Here is a 16,385-nt window from a genome sequence, read left to right as displayed (position 1 = left end):
CTCGGCCCGATCTCCACGTCACCGGAGGGGGAGCGACCGGGTACGAGGCGGTGACCGGTGAGATCGGCGCGTCGGCCGGTCGAGCGGGGGGTTGGCGGACCGGTTGCGCACGGCCGCCGAAGCGGCGCGGACGGTGTCGGACAACGCGGCGAAGCCGCGCGACCACCACCCGCGGCCACGACGCCCGGGAGTTCGGTGGTCGAAGGGTTCCCGCTCCTCCCCTTCACGCCGCCCGCCGAACCGGGCCGCGAGCACGTCACCGCCCCGCCCTCCATCCTCCGTTCGGAGGATGGAGGGGGTCTACCGCGTCCGCGGTGATCCCCGCCCGCGTGGTCGATCCGGCGCGCCCCCGCGGTCGGCAGGCTTTCCGCATGGCGATCATCGAGGTACACGGCCTCGTCAAGCGCTACGGCGACCACACCGCGGTGGACGGGGTCGGCTTCGCCGTCGAGCAGGGCGAGATCTTCGGCATCCTGGGCCCCAACGGGGCCGGCAAGACCACGACCGTCGAGTGCGTCGAGGGGTTGCGCGCCCCGGACGGCGGGACCATCCGCGTCTGCGGCCTCGACCCGCGACGCGACACCGGCGAGCTGCGGCAGCTGCTCGGCGCGCAGCTCCAGGAGAGCGAGCTGCCCGACAAGCTCAAGGTCCGCGAAGCGCTGGAGCTCTACAGCTCCTTCTACCGCCGGCCGGCCGACTGGCGGGAGCTGGTCGAGGTCCTGCGCCTGACCGACAGGCTCGACACGCAGTTCCGGCGGCTGTCCGGCGGGCAGAAGCAGCGGCTGTCGATCGCGCTCGCGCTGATCGGCGACCCGCGGGTGGCGGTGCTCGACGAGCTGACCACCGGCCTCGACCCCCGGGCCCGACGCGACGCGTGGGACCTCATCGCGGGCGTCCGCGACCGCGGTGTGACGATCTTGCTGGTCACGCACTTCATGGAAGAGGCGGAACGGCTCTGCGACCGGCTGGCCGTGATCAACTCCGGCCGGGTCGTCGCCCTCGACTCCCCGGCCGGGCTGGTCTCGCGGATCGGTGACCGGCAGCGCGTCCGCTTCCGGCCGTCCGCGCCGCTGGACCACGCCACGCTGACGGCGCTGCCCGAGGTCACCTCCGTCCAGCAGGCCGGTGACCGGCTGGTCGTGACCGGCACGGGGGACCTGCTGGTCGCGGTGACCGCCGTGCTGGCCCGCCACCGGATCACCGCGGCCGAGCTGCGGGTCGAGCAGACCTCGCTGGACGACGCGTTCGTCGCGCTGACCGGCCGCCCCGCCAACCCCTGAGGAGACCGCCGTGCCCGCCCTGTACCGACTCACCGCCACCGAGACCAGGCTGTTCTTCCGCGAGCCGGTGCTCGTGTTCTTCACGCTCGCCTTCCCGCCGCTCCTGCTGGTCGTCTTCGGCGCCATCCCCGCGATGCGCGAACCCTCCGACGACGCCGTCGGCCTGCGGGCGATCGACCTGTACGTGCCGATCACCGTCGCGTTGGGCCTGGCCATGTTCGCGCTCAACTGCCTGCCCCAGCTGTTCGCCACCTACCGGGAGAAGGGCGTGCTGCGGCGGATGCGGACCACACCGGTCGAGCCGAGGACCATGCTCGGCGCGCAACTGCTGATGGCCCTGGTCCTGTCCGCGGCGACCGCGCTGGTCGTGCTCGCCATCGGTCGGCTGGCGTTCGACGTGAGCCTGCCCCGGCACCTGCCCGCCTACCTGGCCGGCTACCTGCCGACGGCGCTGTCGGTGTTCACGATCGGCCTGCTCGTCGCGTCCCTGGCGTCGACCGGCAAGAGCGCCGGCGCGATCGGGACGCTGGTGTTCTTCCCGCTCGTGTTCTTCGCCGGCCTCTGGTTGCCGCGCGCCGGCATGCCCGACGTCCTGCGCGCGATCAGTGATGTCACCCCGCTGGGCGCGGGCGTGCAATCATTGCAGGACGCCACGGCCGGTCACTGGCCGCAGCCGCTGCACCTGGCCGTGGTGCTGGGGTGGGCGGTCCTGGCCGGGGTTCCGGCCGCGCGGTACTTCCGCTGGGAGTAGGTCGTGGGCGTCGAGGCCGAGTTGCGCGAGGAGTTCGACCGCTGGGAGCGCAAGGAGACCGCGGTCCTGGAGGTGCTCCCGTACCCGCTGCTGGCGGTCAGCGTCCTGTTCACCCTGTTGCAGCCGCTCTGGGGCGCGCAGGTGCACCTCCCCGCGGCGCTCGGCCTCTCGACCGCGCTCACCGCGTGGGTGCTGTGGTTCCACACGCTCCACCCGGAGTCGCACCGCGACGGCCCGCTGATGGGCCTGTACTACGCGGGGCTCGTGGCGATGACCGCCTGCCTGGTGCTGCTCACGCCCTGGTTCGGCTTCTTCGCCTTCATCGGCTACGTGCACGCGTTCCAGTACCTGAAGGGACGGTGGCGGTACGTCGGCGTGGCCGTCACGTCCGCGGTCACGGCGGTCTCCTACGTGGGAGGGTCGGCCGGCATCACCGCCAAGGAGTGGTGGAAGTGGCCCGCCGTCAGCGCGATCACCACCGTGCTGGCCATGGCGGCCTTCTACGCCGACGTGATGTCCGCCCGGCGCAACGACCGGCAGAAGCGGGCGCTGGTCGAGTTGCACAGGGCCAACGCCGACCTGGAGGCCGCGCTGGCGGAGAACGCGGGCCTGCACGCCCAACTGCTGGTGCAGGCCCGCGAGGCCGGCGTGCTCGACGAGCGGCAGCGGATGGCGGGGGAGATCCACGACACCCTCGCCCAGGGCCTGGCCGGCATCCTCACCCAGCTCCAGGCCGCCGAGCAGGCGTCGGACCACCCGGCGACGGCGCGCCGGCACGTGGCGAACGCGATGGACCTGGCCCGCGAGAGCCTCGTCGAGGCCCGCCGGACGGTGCGCGCGGTGGGACCGTCCGCGCTGGCGGAGTCCCGCCTGCCGGACGCGATCGGCGACGTGGCCAGGCGCTGGTCGGAGGTGAACCGGGTCGAGGCGGTGCTGACCACGACCGGTGACGCCCGGCCGATGCGCACCGACGTGGAGGTGGCGCTGCTGCGGACCGCGCAGGAGGCGCTCGCCAACGTGGCCAAGCACGCACGGGCCGACCGGGTCGCGTTGACCCTGTCGTACATGGAGGACCTGGTGACGCTCGACGTGCTGGACGACGGGGTGGGCTTCCTGGTCGACGCCAAGCGCGCCGGCGGTTCCCCGGACGGGGGCTTCGGGCTCGCCGGCATGCGGCAGCGGGTGCGGCGCCTCGCGGGGCGGCTGGACGTCGAGTCCGAGCCGGGTGGCGGCACCGCGATCACGGTGACGGTGCCGGCGATCCCCGCCGGGGGTGAGGGTTGATCTCGCTGCTGATCGTCGACGACCACCCGGTGGTGCGGGACGGGCTGCGGGGCATGTTCGGCGCCGATCCGCGCTTCGAGGTGCTCGGCGAAGCCGGTGACGGCGCGGAGGCGGTCGCGGCCGGGGAGCGGCTCCGCCCCGACGTGATCCTCATGGACCTGAGGATGCCCGGGACCGACGGGGTCGCCGCCATCAGGGAGTTGGCGAAGCGCGGCGTGCCGTCACGGGTGCTGGTGCTCACCACGTACGACACGGACAGCCACGTGCTGCCGGCCATCGAAGCCGGCGCCACCGGCTACCTGCTCAAGGACGCGCCGAGGGAGGAGCTCGTCCGCGCGGTGGAGGCGGCGGCACGGGGACAGGCGGTGCTCTCCCCCACCGTCGCGACCCGGCTCGTGGGGCAGGTGCGCAGACCGGCCCCGGCGCCGCTGTCGCAGCGCGAGCTGGAGGTGCTGGAGCTGATCGCCCGGGGCTCGACGAACCGCGAGGCGGCGAAGCGGCTGTTCATCAGCGAGACGACGGTCAAGACTCACCTGCTGCACGTGTACGCGAAGCTGGGCGTCAACGACCGGGCGGCCGCCGTGGCCGCCGCGTTCTCCCGCGGCTACCTGGCGCCGCGGGACTGACGGCGGGCCGGGCACCGGCAGGGCCTGCGGGGAGCACGACGAGCCCGAGCACTCCCGCGGTTCCTCTGCACGGACCACGCCGCCTACCGGCTCATGCGCAACGGCGCCGACGCCGGATACCTCCAAGGCCGCGGCACGGCCCACCGATGGGGGTCTCGCGCCGCGCAGCACGGCGTGCCCGGTGAATTCGACACCCGCGGTCGGCGCAATCGCCTGGTGGGCCGCGAACTCCGGCGGTTCGGGCGCATCCGGTCACGTCGCGCACGTCTGCGACCGCTTCGACGGCGCCACCTGGACCACCTCCACCTCATCCGGTGTCGACGACCTACAAGAAGGACACGGTCGCCGAGGAGCAGGCCGAGGCGCTGCCGGCGGCGTTCGTCTCGGTCCTGCGGGAGTGGGCGGGGGCGTCCGACCGGCGCCCGCTCCGAGCCGACGGCGCGCGGGGGTGGCGGTGAACGCGACGCTGCCCGAACTCGTCCGCGCCAGGGCGCGGGCCGGGCCCGGCGCGCCCGCCGTGTCGACGCCCGGCGCCCGGATCACCTACCGCGAGCTGGACGAGTGGTCCGAGGCGGTCGCGCGGCGGCCCGCGGCGTCGGGGCGGGCGACCGGGTCGCGGTGACCGCGCGGCGGTCGCTCGCGTACCCGGCGGCCGTGCTCCTCGCCTCGCTGACCTATTACCCGATCCTGGACGTGCTCATCGGCCACACCCTGGGGCGTCCCGCGGCAGAGGTTCCTGGCCGCGTGGCTCGACCACGCCGCGAGCACGCTGCGCCTCACGTGACCCCGGGCATCCCGCCCGGAGATCAGGCCTGGACGAGCGGATCGCCCGCGGTCGGCAACGAGACGTCCGCCTCGACGACGAGGCCCTCCTCCACCGACGACGGGTCGGACAGCCACGCGCGCAGTTCTGATCGCTTGATCTTCTTCGACGCCGTGTGCGGAAGTCCGCGCACGAACACGAACCGGCGCAACCGGCTCCACGCGCCGACTCCGGTGTCGACCAGGTCGCGCAGCTGCCCGGCGAGCACGTCGAGGTCCTGCGCCACACCGGCTTTGACGATCACGAAGGCGACGGGCACCTGGGTGAAGAACTCGTCCGGCGCGGCGACCACCGCGCAGCGCTCGACGGCGACGTGCGCGACGATGGCGTGCTCGACGTCGAGTCCCGACAGGCTGTCACCACCGACGTTGATGATGTCGTCCGTGCGCCCCGCCACCCACAGGTAGCCGTCCTCGTCGAGGTGGCCGGCATCGGAGGTGTCGTAGTAGCCGGGGAACCTCGTGAGGTAGGTGGCGACGAAGCGCTCGTCGTCACCCCAGATGGTGCTCAGGCAGCCCGGGGGCAGCGGGAGCCGGATGGCGATGTGGCCGGGGGCGCCCGGCGGCAGGGAGTTGCCGTCCTCGTCGAGGACCTCCACGTGGTAACCCGGCAGCGGGGTGGCGACCGAGCCGGGTTTGACGGCCGACAACCCGGGGCCGAGGCAGTTGGACGCGATCGGCCAGCCGGTTTCGGTCTGCCACCAGTTGTCGATGACCGGGCAGGCGAAGTACTCCTCCGTCCAGGCCATGAGATCGGGTTCGACGCGTTCACTCGCCAGGAACACCGCCCGCAGGTGGTGCCCTTCGGGCAAGGTCGTTCCCGCGCGGGTCTCGCGGCGGATTCGGCGCACGGTCATGGGAGTGGTGAACAGGACGTTCACCCCGTGCTCGGTGATCACCCTGGAGAACGCCCCGGAGTCGGGCGTGTCGACGGGCGATCCCTCGTACAACACCGTGGTGCACCCGGTGACCAGCGCACCGTAGACGCCGAAGGAGTGGCCCATCACCCAGCCGGGGTGGGAGTCGGTCCAGAACACGTCGTCCCGGCCCACCCCGAACACGTTCTCCACCGCCCAGCGCAAGGCGGTGAGGTAGCCACCCGTGTCACGGGTGATCGCCTTGGGCTTCGCGGTGGAGCCGGAGGTGTAGAGGATGTAGAGCGGGTGCCCGGCGGGGACGGGCAGGGCCCGCGGGCTCGGGGTGCACGCCCCGACCAGTTCGTCCCAGTCCAGGTCGCGCCCCTCGCGCAGGTGCCACCGCCCGGCATCGGGGCGTTGCAGCACCACGCACGCCGACGGCGCGTGGAGCGATTGGTCGAGCGCGGCCTCGACCACGGGCTGGTAGCTGACAGCCTGAGGTCCGTCGAATCCGCCCGACGCCGTGAGGACGACGGCCGGTCGGGCGTCGTCGATGCGATCACGGAGCACCGACGCGGGCACCGACGTGACCACAACGGAGTGGATGAGCCCCAACCGGGCGCAGGCCAGCATGGCGATCACGGTCTGCGGCGCGGCGGGCAGGAAGAGCAGGACCGTGTCGCCCTCCCGCAGCCCCAGGTCGGCGAGCGCCCCGGCGAAGCGGACCACTTCCCCGTGGAGCCGACGGTAGCTGTACGTCTCCTTCACCCCGGTCTGCGGGCTGTCGAAGATCAGCGCCGGGCGGTCGCCCCGGCCCTCCTCGACGTGCACGTCCAGGCAGTTGTGCGCCGCGTTGAGCGCGCCACCGGTGAACCACCGGCACAGCGGGTACCCGGTGTCGTCCAGGACCTCGTCCCATTCGCGGTCCCAGGTCAGCCGGCGGGCCTGCTCCGCCCAGAACGCGAACTGGTTTTCGGGCCACTCGTTGACGGATTCGGTGGTCATGACAGCATTTCCTCCACTGTGTCGGCATTTCACTCCCCCCGCGGGGGGGATCGCGCATGGCGGCTCTCCGGTGAAGTCTCACCGTCCGGTGGGTGGGTCCACCGTCGTCGCGACCAGACCACGACGCCGACGCGCGGCGCCCGTGCGGCCTCCGGCCACATGACTCGAACCTGCCGAGGCGCACTCTCCAAGATGGACGGTTCGGGCTTGCGGGCACAGCTTCCCCGCCATCCCGACGCCCGAGCGATCCCCCGCACTGCACGGTTCCGGTACAGCCAGCACCACCTGCGGTGTCCGGCTGGGCGCTCCGCGACCGCACCCGACGCCCCCACCTCGGCCGGACGTCCCCGATCGACCACGGGAACAGCCTCACCCCGACACCCGCTACGCGTGAACCACGCCGCATGGTGATCGGTGGCCCGCTGTGGGCACGGCCGGCGGTGGTCGAGCCGATCCGGCCGGTCGTGGGGATCGACGTGACCGAGCAGGGCGTGGGGCCGCTGCCGGGCAGCAGGAGCGCGGCGGGCAGCCGTTGTCCCCGGCGGTGGGCCGGGACGTGGAGCGTGCCGCAGGTCCTCGTGCCCTCGACGGTGAACACGACTTCGCGGTCGAGGGCCGGGACCAACCGGGGGTCGATTCGGCGGGGGTCGCGACCAGGGGCGCGGTCGTCGCCGGCATCGCGGTGGGCGCTGCTCGGCGCTGGAACACGGGCGACGCCTGTCGGGTGGGTGGCGAGGTGTTCCAACGTGATGGGGGCCGGGCGTCGCAGTCGCCATCCCGGCGGGAGGTGGTCGTCGACGGGGTCGTCGGCTGGTTGGTCCCGCTCGGCCGGTCATCGGCGGCCAAGGACGTGGAGCCGCTGGTGCTGCGGCGCGAAGTCGCCGCGCTGCGCCGCACCAACCCCCGCCCGCGAAGAAGTGGACCCACCGCACCGGCCGCCCACTGGTCGACGACACCATCGTGGCGTTGACCGAACGGATGGCACGGGAGAACGCCGGCCAGTCCACCACCTCATTCGACGCGGTCCTCGCCGACGCCGGCATCAAGGTCGTGGGGATCCCACCACGGTGCCCACGAGCCAACTGCGACGCCGAACGATTCGTCGGCGCCATCCGACGCGAAGCCACCAACCGACTGCCCATCATCAACGAACACCAATGGAGCCGACATAACCCCCCGCCGGCGGCAACGCAATCCTCGCGATAAAAACACGGCCATCGGGAGCCGGCGACCCGCGGGGCAGGTCAGGGGATGTGGCCGACTTCCGGAACCCCACGCGGACGGCATTTCGACAAGCACAGGACGGCACAGGCCGGCACGAGCCAGGGCTCGTCGTGAAGCCCCCTCACCTTCTTCGTGATTCCCGGTCGAAAGCCGAGAGCATTCCGCCCCGGGGAGAAGACCGGGACGATGTCGGCGTCGCGGGGCGCAGGTCGTGCGACGGGCGGTTGTCGGGGCTTGCGCACCACTCGGTGTGCGCCTGCTCGCGGGGTCGCCACCGGGGGGCGTGGAGTGAACGAAGGGGCGCGGGTGGTTCGCGCGCCTCTCCGGTTGTGAATGGACGGGCGTATCGAGGTGACGCCGGCGCACCCGGCCGGCTTCGCAGTTCCACCGACCCTGCGGCGCGCCTCGGTTCCGGGGAGGTCCTCGCGACGTCCGGCGGGTCCGGGAAGGCCGGCCGTCGAACAGGCCCTGCGAGCCGGGATTGGCGCCAAGTGCGGTCACGACACCGGGATCGGCTGCGATATTCCCACTCGCACGGCCCGTTCGTGCTCCCGGGCAGACCGACCCCCCGACGGCCCAGCGCACTCCTCGTCGAGTCCGAGTAGCAGTGTATTCACGCACAGTGTCGAAACGACTCACGTTCACCCCATCGGCTTATACCCACACCCCCCTTCCTGGCACCTAGCATGACTTACCCGTTGTTCGCATCTCACGCTTGACGCCTACTCCGGACGCAGTCGAACAAATGAAAGGGGAGCCACGCATAACCGGGCGCCTCGCACAGTCGCCTTGTTCACCTCGGGGCACGTCGAGCACCGACTCGCCCGCAGTGACGTTTCGACGGCGACCTCACCCGCTGTCCGACCCCGAGGCAGCTCGAAGCACCATCTGCGATCTTCGCGCAAAACCGCACCAGCCACATGCGGCGACTCCCGTCGGAATTCGTGACGGCACGCCGCCGACACCTCCTGCCACCTAGTCCGACGTTGACGCCGCGACCGCTTTCCACGCGGGCGGACACGCCGGACGAGTCGCGATACGTCGGTGATCGGCACCGGGGTTCCCGCTGCCAACGAGAAGGAGACGTGATGGCATGGGCGCGCGACAACTCGCCAAGCGAGGGGCGAACGAACGGCTGCGAGCGGTGATGCACGAAGCGGGGTGCTCCAACACCGGACTGGCCCGGCGGGTCAACGTGTGCGGCGCCGAAGAAGGGCTGAACCTGCGCTACGACAAGACGTCGGTGTCGCGCTGGCTAAGGGGGCAGCAGCCACGCGGGCGCGCACCGGCGATCATCGCCCAGGCACTGGGCCGGAAGCTGGGCCGCGTGGTGACCGTCGACGAGATCGGCATGGCGCCCGAGCCGGGTACCGCGCCGACCGCGGGCCTGCGGTACGAGCCGGTCCTGGAGGTGGCCCTGCGGGAGGTGTGCGCCCTGTGGCGCGCGGATGCGAACCACACCGTCGCGGCAGCGGGCGAAGGGCTGCCGACCTCCGTGCTCGTGCAGCCCAGCCGGGACTGGCTGATCACGGATCCGGACCCGACCGTCGCCTCTCCCGGCCCGTTCGCCGTTCGCACGGCGGACGTCACGGCCGCACGGGCGACGGCGGCGGCGTTCGCCGACCTCGACCACTGCTTCGGGAGCGGCACCATCCGCCCCTCCGTGGTCCACTACCTCGACGACGTGGTCTCCGGTCTCCTGATGGGCGCCCGTGACGACGCCACCGGGCGGCAACTGCTGGGCACCGCGGCGCGGCTCACCGAACTCGCCGGGTACATGGCGGTCGACACGGGCCAACCCGGTCTCGCGCAGCGCTACTACATCCAGGCCCTGCGCCTGTCCCACGCGGCGGACGACCACGGCATCGGCGCGTACGTGCTGGCGTCCGGCATGAGCCGCGGGGCGCTCCTGCTGGACAGCCCTCGCGAAGCCGTCCAACTCGCCCGCGTGGCGCAGCAGGGAGCCAGGAGGCGGGGCGCCCGGACCGCGGAAGCCGTCTGCCACGCGGCCGAAGCTCGCGGTCACGCGCTGCTGGGGGACGCGGATGCCTCCGACCGGGCGGTCGAGAAGGCGGTCGAGGCACTCGCCCAGGTGGAGCCCGACGAGAAGCCGGAGTGGGGCGCGCACGTCGACCGGTCCTACCTGGCCGAGGAACAAGCCCGCTGCCTGCGGGACCTGGACCGGCCCGCCCCCGCCGCGCGGTGGGCGCTCGAAGCCCTCCGGGCCTGTCCCGCCGGCCGGGCGCGACGCCGGGCGCTGCGGCTCCTGCTGGTGGCCTCGACGCAGCTGCGACTGGGGGAAGTCGGCCCGAGCTGCGAGACCGCCGCGCAGGCCGCCGAGATCATCGGCAGCCTGCACTCGACCCAGTGCTCCGAGGGCTTGGTGGTGTTCTGCGGTCGCCTCGCGGCGTCGGGGCACAGGGATGAAGCGCTTGCCCTGCTCTGAGGGCCGGGTGGGACCGGACCCCCACCGCGTGCGGGAAGCGGCCGACCGGGCGCGGTCCTCGGCCACGACCGGTGCGAGGCGGTCGCGGCAGCGCGATTTCCGAGGTGCTGAAAACGCGCGGCGACCGCGTCGGCCGGCATGCGCGGGGGGCAGCGGAAAGGCACGGGGTGCCGGTGGTGCACGCCCGCTCGCGGAAAAGCGTGGCAGGACAGCGATCGCACGTAATCCACCTGCGGACCGCCACCGCGAACCAGTGAGCCGGCGTGCCGGCGCCGTGCTCGTGCCATGCTGATTGGATTATGGGCAAGAAACTGGCACGACGCTTGGTACCCGACCCCTTCTGGGACCTGGTCTCACCCCTGACCCCCAGATTCGGTCCGCGACCGCAGGGTGGTGGCACCGTGCCGCTAGAGGAGCGCACCGTCTTCACGGCCGTGGTGTTCGTGCTGACGAGTGGATGCGCCTGGCACCGCCTGCCATCCGTTTTCGAGGTGTCACCGGCGACAGCGCACCGGCGGTTCTCCGCGTGGACGGAGTCCGGGTTGTGGATGCGGCTGCGGCAGGCGTTGCGGGAGGGCCCCGAGCTCGGCAACGAGGGGACGTGGGTGACGGCGGTCGTGGACGCCGCGGTCTCCCGCAACGCGCCCACCCCTGTCGACCGGCCCGGTGAGCCGGGCGAGGCCGCCGTCATCGCCCGGCGGTCCACGCGGCCGGGCGAGGTCCCGTGCGCCTGATGCCCCGCGCCGTGCCCGACAGCCGGGCCGGCACGGGACGGGCCGCCCCGCCCGGCGCCGCACCCGGTGACGGGCGCGGCGCCGGTCACCGGAGGAGGGTGCGAGGCCTGTGCGAAGGGCGTCGCGCCTCGTACTCCGCGATGCCGGACTCGTGTTCCAGCGTCAGGTCGATGTCGTCCAGGCCCTCCAGCAAGCGCCACCGGGCGTTGTCGTCGAGGTCGAAATTCGCCGTGATCCCCTCGGCGCGGACCTGGCGGTCGAGCAGGTCCACGGTGACCTCGGCCGCGGGGTCGGCCTCGGTCAGCTCCCAGAGCCGCTCGACGGTCTCCTGGGGCAGCACCACGGTCAGCAGACCGTTCTTGAGGGAGTTGCCGCGGAAGATGTCGGCGAAGCGGGAGGAGATGACGGCCTTGAAGCCGTAGTTCTGGAGCGCCCAGACGGCGTGCTCGCGCGAGGAGCCGGTGCCGAAGTCCGCGCCCGCCACCAGCACGGTGGCGCCCTGGCGGGTGGGCTGGTTGAGGACGAACCGCGGGTCCTTGCGCCAGGCGTCGAAGAGCCCGTCCTCGAAGCCGTCCCGGGTGACCTTCTTCAGCCAGTGCGCGGGGATGATCTGGTCGGTGTCGACGTTGCTGCGGCGCAGCGGGACGACCCGGCCGGTGTGCGTGGTGAAGGGTTCCATGGCGCTCAGGCTCCGACCGTCGTGGGGGATTCGGGCAGGTCGGCGGGCGAGGCCAGGTGGCCCAGGACCGCACTGGTGGCCGCGACCTGCGGGGACACCAGGTGGGTGCGGCCGCCCTTGCCCTGCCTGCCCTCGAAGTTGCGGTTGGAGGTGGACGCGGCGCGCTCGCCGGGCGCCAACTGGTCGGGGTTCATGCCCAGGCACATGGAGCAGCCCGCGTGGCGCCACTCGGCGCCGGCGGCGGTGAACACCTTGTCCAGCCCCTCCGCCACGGCTTGGAGCGCGACGCGCACCGACCCGGGCACGACCAGCATCCGCACCCCGTCGGCCACCGCGCGGCCCCGGAGCACGGCGGCCGCGGCGCGCAGGTCCTCGATCCGGCCGTTGGTGCAGGAGCCGAGGAAGACGGTGTCCACCGCGATCTCCCGCAGCGGCTGGCCTGCCGTCAGGCCCATGTACTCCAGCGCCTTCTCGGCCGCCGACCTCTCGCCGGGGTCGGCGAAGACCGCCGGGTCGGGAACGGAGCCCGACAGCGGGGCGCCCTGCCCCGGGTTGGTGCCCCAGGTGACGAACGGGGAGAGGGTCGAGGCGTCGATGACGACCTCGTGGTCGAAGACCGCCCCGTCGTCGGTGCGCAGGGCGCGCCAGTCGGTGACGGCGGCATCCCAGTCGGCGCCCTCGGGGGCGTGCGGGCGGCCCTTGAGGTAGGCGAAGGTCGTCTCGTCCGGGGCGATCATGCCCGCCCGGGCGCCCGCCTCGATCGACATGTTGCACACGGTCATCCGGGCCTCCATCGAGAGCTTCTCGATGGCCGGGCCGCGGTACTCGATGACGTGGCCCTGGCCGCCGCTGGTGCCGATCCCGGTGATCACCGCGAGGATCAGGTCCTTCGCCGTGACGCCGGGGGGCAGTTCGCCTTCGACCGTGACGGCCATGGTCCGGAACGGGGGCATCGGCAGCGTCTGGCTGGCCAGGACGTGCTCGACCTGGCTGGTGCCGATGCCGAAGGCGAGGGCGCCGAACGCGCCGTGGGTGGAGGTGTGGCTGTCGCCGCACACCACGGTCATCCCGGGCTGGGTCAACCCCAGCTGCGGCCCCACCACGTGGACTATGCCCTGCTCGACGTCGCCCAACGGGTGCAGCCGGACCCCGAAGTCCGCGCAGTTCTTCCGCAGCGTCTCCAGCTGGATGCGGGAGACCGGGTCGGCGATCGGCTTGTCGATGTCGGTCGTGGGGGTGTTGTGGTCCTCGGTGGCGATGGTGAGGTCGGTGCGCCGGACGCGCCGACCGGCCTTGCGGAGCCCGTCGAACGCCTGCGGGCAGGTCACCTCGTGCAGCAGGTGCAGATCGATGAAGAGCAGGTCCGGTTCGCCCTCGGCGTGCCGGACGACGTGGTCGTCCCAGACCTTCTGCGCCAATGTCCTGGCCATGAACTTCCCTCCGAGCGAATGGGTGGCGCCGGAGCCGGGGTGGCGCCGGGTTTCATGCTGTGCCCGCGGCGAGCCGACGGCTCCCGCACGGGTCGTCGGGTGCGAGTGCCCCGTGACTCGTCCACCGCGCCGGCGCGTGACCGCCGGAGCTCCGGGCGCGGCGCCCGGGCGCCCGGTGCGGGCCGGGCCGGCGGTCGACGGGGCGGCTCAGCCCGCCAGGCGTGCGGCGAGCGCGTCACCGATCTGCTCGGTGCCGCGGGGTGCGGCCGGGTCGCGCTCGGCGAGGTCGGCGGCGACGGCGGCCTCGATCCGCTCCGCCTCCCGGTCGTGGCCCAGGTGGCGCAGGAGCAGCGCGACCGACAGGACGGTCGCGGTGGGGTCGGCCGCGCCGGTGCCCGCGATGTCCGGGGCGGAACCGTGGACCGGTTCGAACATCGAGGGGTGGGTGCCGGCCGGGTTGAGGTTGCCGCTGGCCGCGAGGCCGATGCCGCCGGTGACGGCCGCGGCCAGGTCGGTGAGGATGTCGCCGAAGAGGTTGTCGGTGACGATCACGTCGAACCGCTCGGGCCGGGTGACGAAGAAGATCGTGGCGGCGTCGACGTGCAGGTAGTCGGTGGCGATGCCGGGGTGCTCGTCGGCGACCGCGTCGAAGGTGGTCCTCCACAGGTTGCCGGCGTGCACGAGCACGTTGTCCTTGTGCACCAGCGTCAGCTTCCGGCGCGGCCGGACCTCGGCGAGCTCGAAGGCGTACCGGATCACCCGCTCCACCCCGTAGGCGGTGTTGACGCTCACCTCGGTGGCCACCTCGGCGGGGGTGCCGGTGCGCAGCGCGCCGCCGTTGCCCGCGTACAGGCCCTCGGTGCCCTCCCGGACCACGACGAAGTCGACGGCCGGGTTGCCCGCCAGGGGGCCGACCGCGTTCGGGTGCAGCTTGCCGGGGCGCAGGTTCACGTAGTGGTCGAAGGCGAAGCGCAGCTTGAGCAGCAGTCCCCGTTCCAGGACGCCGGACGGGACGGAGGGATCGCCGATGGCGCCGAGCAGGATCGCGTCGTGCTGCCCGAGCGACTCCAGTTCGGCGTCGGGCAGGACCTCCCCGGTGGCGTGCCAGCGCCGGGCGCCGAGATCGTATTCGCTGGTCTCCAGCTTCACGTCCGGGGGGAGCACGGCGGCCAGGACCTTCAGCCCTTCCGCCACCACCTCCGGACCGATCCCGTCGCCGGGGATCACCGCGAGGCGAATGCTGCGACCGTGCGGCATGGCACCTGTCTCCTTCATCCTGGTGGGTGGTGTCCGGTTCCCGGACGTGCTCTCCGGGTGCGGGACGGGCCGGTCTCTCCGGGAGCCGGCCCGATGTGCCGCGGACGGGGGCGGACCTTGACCGCCTGCCCCCTGGTCCGCGAGTGGCCGCGGACTCCGCGTGTGGTGGGAGCGGACGTCGGGTGCTCAGGCGACGGGTTCCCTGACGGCCGCGTTCCGCGCGGCGCGCGGTGCGGCGCGCTTCTCGCCCAGTGCCCGTCGGGCGGCGGCCAGCGCGGCCCGCCGCACCGCTTCCGCCTCCTCCTCGTCGATGCCCACGCCCCACAGGGGACGCCCGTCCAGGGCGGTCTCGCAGAAGGCGGCGTACCCGGCGTGCCCCTTGAGCGGCTCCGAGGTGACGCCTTGGACCGCGCCGGGGACCTCCTGGGCGGTGAACGCCCGGGACACAGGGTTCTTCCAGTCACCGGGCGTCCAGCCGGCGGTGGAGATCCCCAGAGCCCCCGCCGCCCCCACGTCGTGCCCCGTGCCCGGCGCCACGTACCGCTCCGAGAAGATCTCCCACAGCTCCTCCGCGCCGACTTCGCCACCCCGCTGCTCGCAGAACTCCTGCATGACGTGGGCGAAGTCGATCTGCAACGACCTGGGGAGGGTCAGCCCTCGCGTGCTGAGCAGCAGGTGGGCGATGCCGCCCTTGCCGGATTGGGTGTTGATGCGGATCAGCGCCTGGTAGCTGCGCCCGATGTCGCGGGGGTCGACGGCGAGGTAGGGCACGTCCCACACGGCGTCCGGGTCACCCTCCTGCTCGCGGGCCTTGAGGCCCTTGGCGATGGCGTCCTGGTGCGTGCCCGCGAACGAGGTGTAGACGAACTCCCCCACCCAGGGGTGGCGGGCGTGGACCGGGAGCTGGTTGCACTCCTCGACCACGGAGCGGACGCGGTCCAGGTCGCGCAGGTCGAGCATGGGGTCGATGCCCTGGGAGAACAGGTTCATCGCCAGGGTGGGCAGGCACACGTTGCCCGTTCGCTCGCCGTTGCCGAACAAGCAGCCCTCGACCCGGTCGACGCCGGCGAGGATGGCCAGTTCGGATGCCGCGACGGCGCTGCCGCGATCGTTGTGCGGGTGCAGGGTGACGATGGTCCGGTCGCGGTGCGCCAGGTGCCGGCACGTGTACTCGATGCGGTCCGCCAACTCGTGCGGGGGGAAGCACTCCACCGTCACGGGCAGGGCGATCCGGAGGGTGTGGTCGGTGCGAGGGGCGCAGTACTCCTGCACCGCGTTGCAGATCTCCACGCCGAAGTCGGGCTCGGTCTGGCTCCACGACTCCGGCACGTAGGACAGGTAGAGCTCGGTCTCGCGCAGCTCCTCCTGGAGGCGCACGGCGTGCCGGGTGCCCTTGAGGGCCAGCGCCAGGGTTTCCTCGCGGCCGGCGTGGAAGACCACCCGCCGCTGCGCGACGGAGGTCGGGTTGATGTACTGGAGGACCGCCCTGTCGGCTCCGCGCACCGCGTCGACGCTCCGGTCGATGGCGTCGGTCCGCATGGAGCAGAGGACCTGGATGATGACGTCGTCGGGGATCGAGTCCGTCTCGATCAGGTGCCGCACGAAGTCGTAGTCGTCCTGGGACGAGGCCGGGTAGCCCACCTCGATCTCCTTGAACCCCATGGACACCAGGAGGTCGAACATGACGCGCTTGCGGGCGACGTCCATCGGCTCCAGCAGGGCCTGGTTGCCGTCGCGCAGGTCCACGCTGCCCCACAGGGGGGCGCGGGTGAGCCGACGGCCGGGCCAGGTGCGGTCCTCCAGCCCGATCGGCTGGTAGGGGGCGTACTTGTGCACGGGCATCCCGCTGGGCGTCTGCGCACCCATGTCCCGGGCGCGGAAGGTGCGGTGCTGCTCCGGTGAAAGGGTCATCTCTCTGTCCTCCGGCTTCGTGGTGGCGTCTCCCGCCGGTCCGAGTGGGGTTCCGGCACGAGAACGGGGTGTTTCGGAG

Annotated in this window: 15 protein-coding genes; 9 read left to right on the top strand and 6 right to left on the bottom strand. The window is 72.5% G+C overall.

Annotated elements, in window-relative coordinates:
• Positions 1 to 371: 371 nt before the first annotated feature.
• From ABD223_RS24810 to ABD223_RS24785, 6 genes are all read left to right on the top strand, one after another.
• Positions 372 to 1,280, top strand: a complete 909-nt coding sequence (locus ABD223_RS24810) for an ABC transporter ATP-binding protein (RefSeq protein ID WP_344038872.1) — start codon at positions 372 to 374, stop codon at positions 1,278 to 1,280.
• A 10-nt stretch (positions 1,281 to 1,290) separates the two neighbouring features.
• Positions 1,291 to 2,031 carry an ABC transporter permease gene (locus ABD223_RS24805; protein WP_344038871.1) on the top strand — a complete coding sequence of 247 codons (741 nt, stop codon included), beginning with the start codon at positions 1,291 to 1,293 and terminating at the stop codon, positions 2,029 to 2,031.
• 3 nt (positions 2,032 to 2,034) lie between these two features.
• On the top strand, positions 2,035 to 3,315 hold the full coding sequence (locus tag ABD223_RS24800) for a sensor histidine kinase (protein ID WP_344038870.1): 1,281 nt from the start codon (positions 2,035 to 2,037) through the stop codon (positions 3,313 to 3,315).
• Complete coding sequence (locus ABD223_RS24795; RefSeq protein WP_344038869.1) at positions 3,312 to 3,941, top strand: response regulator; 630 nt, start codon at positions 3,312 to 3,314, stop codon at positions 3,939 to 3,941. The genes ABD223_RS24800 and ABD223_RS24795 overlap by 4 nt, the downstream gene beginning before the upstream one ends.
• Positions 3,942 to 4,255: 314 nt before the next feature.
• Positions 4,256 to 4,399: a hypothetical protein gene (locus ABD223_RS24790; protein WP_344038867.1), complete on the top strand. Its 144-nt coding sequence runs from the start codon at positions 4,256 to 4,258 to the stop codon at positions 4,397 to 4,399.
• Positions 4,396 to 4,563, top strand: a complete 168-nt coding sequence (locus ABD223_RS24785) for a hypothetical protein (protein WP_344038866.1) — start codon at positions 4,396 to 4,398, stop codon at positions 4,561 to 4,563. Before ABD223_RS24790 ends, ABD223_RS24785 begins: the two co-directional genes overlap by 4 nt.
• Positions 4,564 to 4,747: 184 nt before the next feature.
• Here the strand turns inward: ABD223_RS24785 and ABD223_RS24780 are convergent, their stop codons facing one another.
• Positions 4,748 to 6,625: an AMP-binding protein gene (locus ABD223_RS24780; RefSeq protein ID WP_344038865.1), complete on the bottom strand. Its 1,878-nt coding sequence runs from the start codon at positions 6,623 to 6,625 to the stop codon at positions 4,748 to 4,750.
• A gap of 556 nt (positions 6,626 to 7,181) precedes the next feature.
• On the opposite strand from ABD223_RS24780, the gene ABD223_RS24775 reads away from it, so the two are divergent.
• On the top strand, positions 7,182 to 7,595 hold the full coding sequence (locus ABD223_RS24775) for a hypothetical protein (RefSeq protein WP_344038864.1): 414 nt from the start codon (positions 7,182 to 7,184) through the stop codon (positions 7,593 to 7,595).
• Between the two features lie 41 nt (positions 7,596 to 7,636).
• Here ABD223_RS24775 and ABD223_RS24770 read toward each other — a convergent pair whose 3' ends face one another.
• Positions 7,637 to 7,780, bottom strand: a complete 144-nt coding sequence (locus tag ABD223_RS24770; RefSeq protein ID WP_344038863.1) for a hypothetical protein — start codon at positions 7,778 to 7,780, stop codon at positions 7,637 to 7,639.
• Positions 7,781 to 8,942: 1,162 nt separating this feature from the next.
• Here ABD223_RS24770 and ABD223_RS24765 point away from each other — a divergent pair.
• Together ABD223_RS24765 and ABD223_RS24760 are read left to right on the top strand one after the other, a co-directional pair.
• Positions 8,943 to 10,295 carry an NsdA family TPR-like regulatory protein gene (locus tag ABD223_RS24765; protein ID WP_344038862.1) on the top strand — a complete coding sequence of 451 codons (1,353 nt, stop codon included), beginning with the start codon at positions 8,943 to 8,945 and terminating at the stop codon, positions 10,293 to 10,295.
• 299 nt (positions 10,296 to 10,594) lie between these two features.
• Complete coding sequence (locus tag ABD223_RS24760) at positions 10,595 to 11,029, top strand: transposase (protein WP_344038861.1); 435 nt, start codon at positions 10,595 to 10,597, stop codon at positions 11,027 to 11,029.
• An 85-nt stretch (positions 11,030 to 11,114) separates the two neighbouring features.
• Here ABD223_RS24760 and leuD read toward each other — a convergent pair whose 3' ends face one another.
• The 4 genes from leuD to ABD223_RS24740 all read right to left on the bottom strand — a co-directional run bounded on the left by leuD (position 11,115) and on the right by ABD223_RS24740 (position 16,306).
• Positions 11,115 to 11,708 carry a 3-isopropylmalate dehydratase small subunit gene (leuD, locus tag ABD223_RS24755; protein ID WP_344038860.1) on the bottom strand — a complete coding sequence of 198 codons (594 nt, stop codon included), beginning with the start codon at positions 11,706 to 11,708 and terminating at the stop codon, positions 11,115 to 11,117.
• Between the two features lie 5 nt (positions 11,709 to 11,713).
• A complete protein-coding gene (leuC, locus tag ABD223_RS24750; RefSeq protein WP_344038859.1) occupies positions 11,714 to 13,138 on the bottom strand; it encodes a 3-isopropylmalate dehydratase large subunit in 1,425 nt (474 codons plus the stop codon).
• A gap of 207 nt (positions 13,139 to 13,345) precedes the next feature.
• The gene (locus ABD223_RS24745; protein ID WP_344038956.1) at positions 13,346 to 14,377 is read right to left on the bottom strand and encodes a 3-isopropylmalate dehydrogenase; all 1,032 of its coding nucleotides are present in this window, start codon (positions 14,375 to 14,377) and stop codon (positions 13,346 to 13,348) included.
• 204 nt (positions 14,378 to 14,581) lie between these two features.
• On the bottom strand, positions 14,582 to 16,306 hold the full coding sequence (locus ABD223_RS24740; RefSeq protein WP_344038857.1) for a 2-isopropylmalate synthase: 1,725 nt from the start codon (positions 16,304 to 16,306) through the stop codon (positions 14,582 to 14,584).
• Between the last annotated feature and the right edge of the window lie 79 nt (positions 16,307 to 16,385).

The organism is Saccharothrix xinjiangensis (genome assembly GCF_039527585.1).
Classification (GTDB): domain Bacteria; phylum Actinomycetota; class Actinomycetes; order Mycobacteriales; family Pseudonocardiaceae; genus Actinosynnema; species Actinosynnema xinjiangensis.
This window is presented reverse-complemented; position numbering and strand designations above follow the sequence as displayed.

Excerpts from the sequence above, each read along its gene's own strand:
- ABD223_RS24765 (WP_344038862.1), top strand. The coding sequence starts at position 8,943 with ATGGGCGCGCGACAACTCGCCAAGCGAGGGGCGAACGAACGGCTGCGA.
- leuD (WP_344038860.1), bottom strand. The coding sequence starts at position 11,708 with ATGGAACCCTTCACCACGCACACCGGCCGGGTCGTCCCGCTGCGCCGC.
- ABD223_RS24740 (WP_344038857.1), bottom strand. The coding sequence starts at position 16,306 with ATGACCCTTTCACCGGAGCAGCACCGCACCTTCCGCGCCCGGGACATG.
- ABD223_RS24780 (WP_344038865.1), bottom strand. The coding sequence starts at position 6,625 with ATGACCACCGAATCCGTCAACGAGTGGCCCGAAAACCAGTTCGCGTTC.
- ABD223_RS24810 (WP_344038872.1), top strand. The coding sequence starts at position 372 with ATGGCGATCATCGAGGTACACGGCCTCGTCAAGCGCTACGGCGACCAC.
- ABD223_RS24760 (WP_344038861.1), top strand. The coding sequence starts at position 10,595 with ATGGGCAAGAAACTGGCACGACGCTTGGTACCCGACCCCTTCTGGGAC.
- leuC (WP_344038859.1), bottom strand. The coding sequence starts at position 13,138 with ATGGCCAGGACATTGGCGCAGAAGGTCTGGGACGACCACGTCGTCCGG.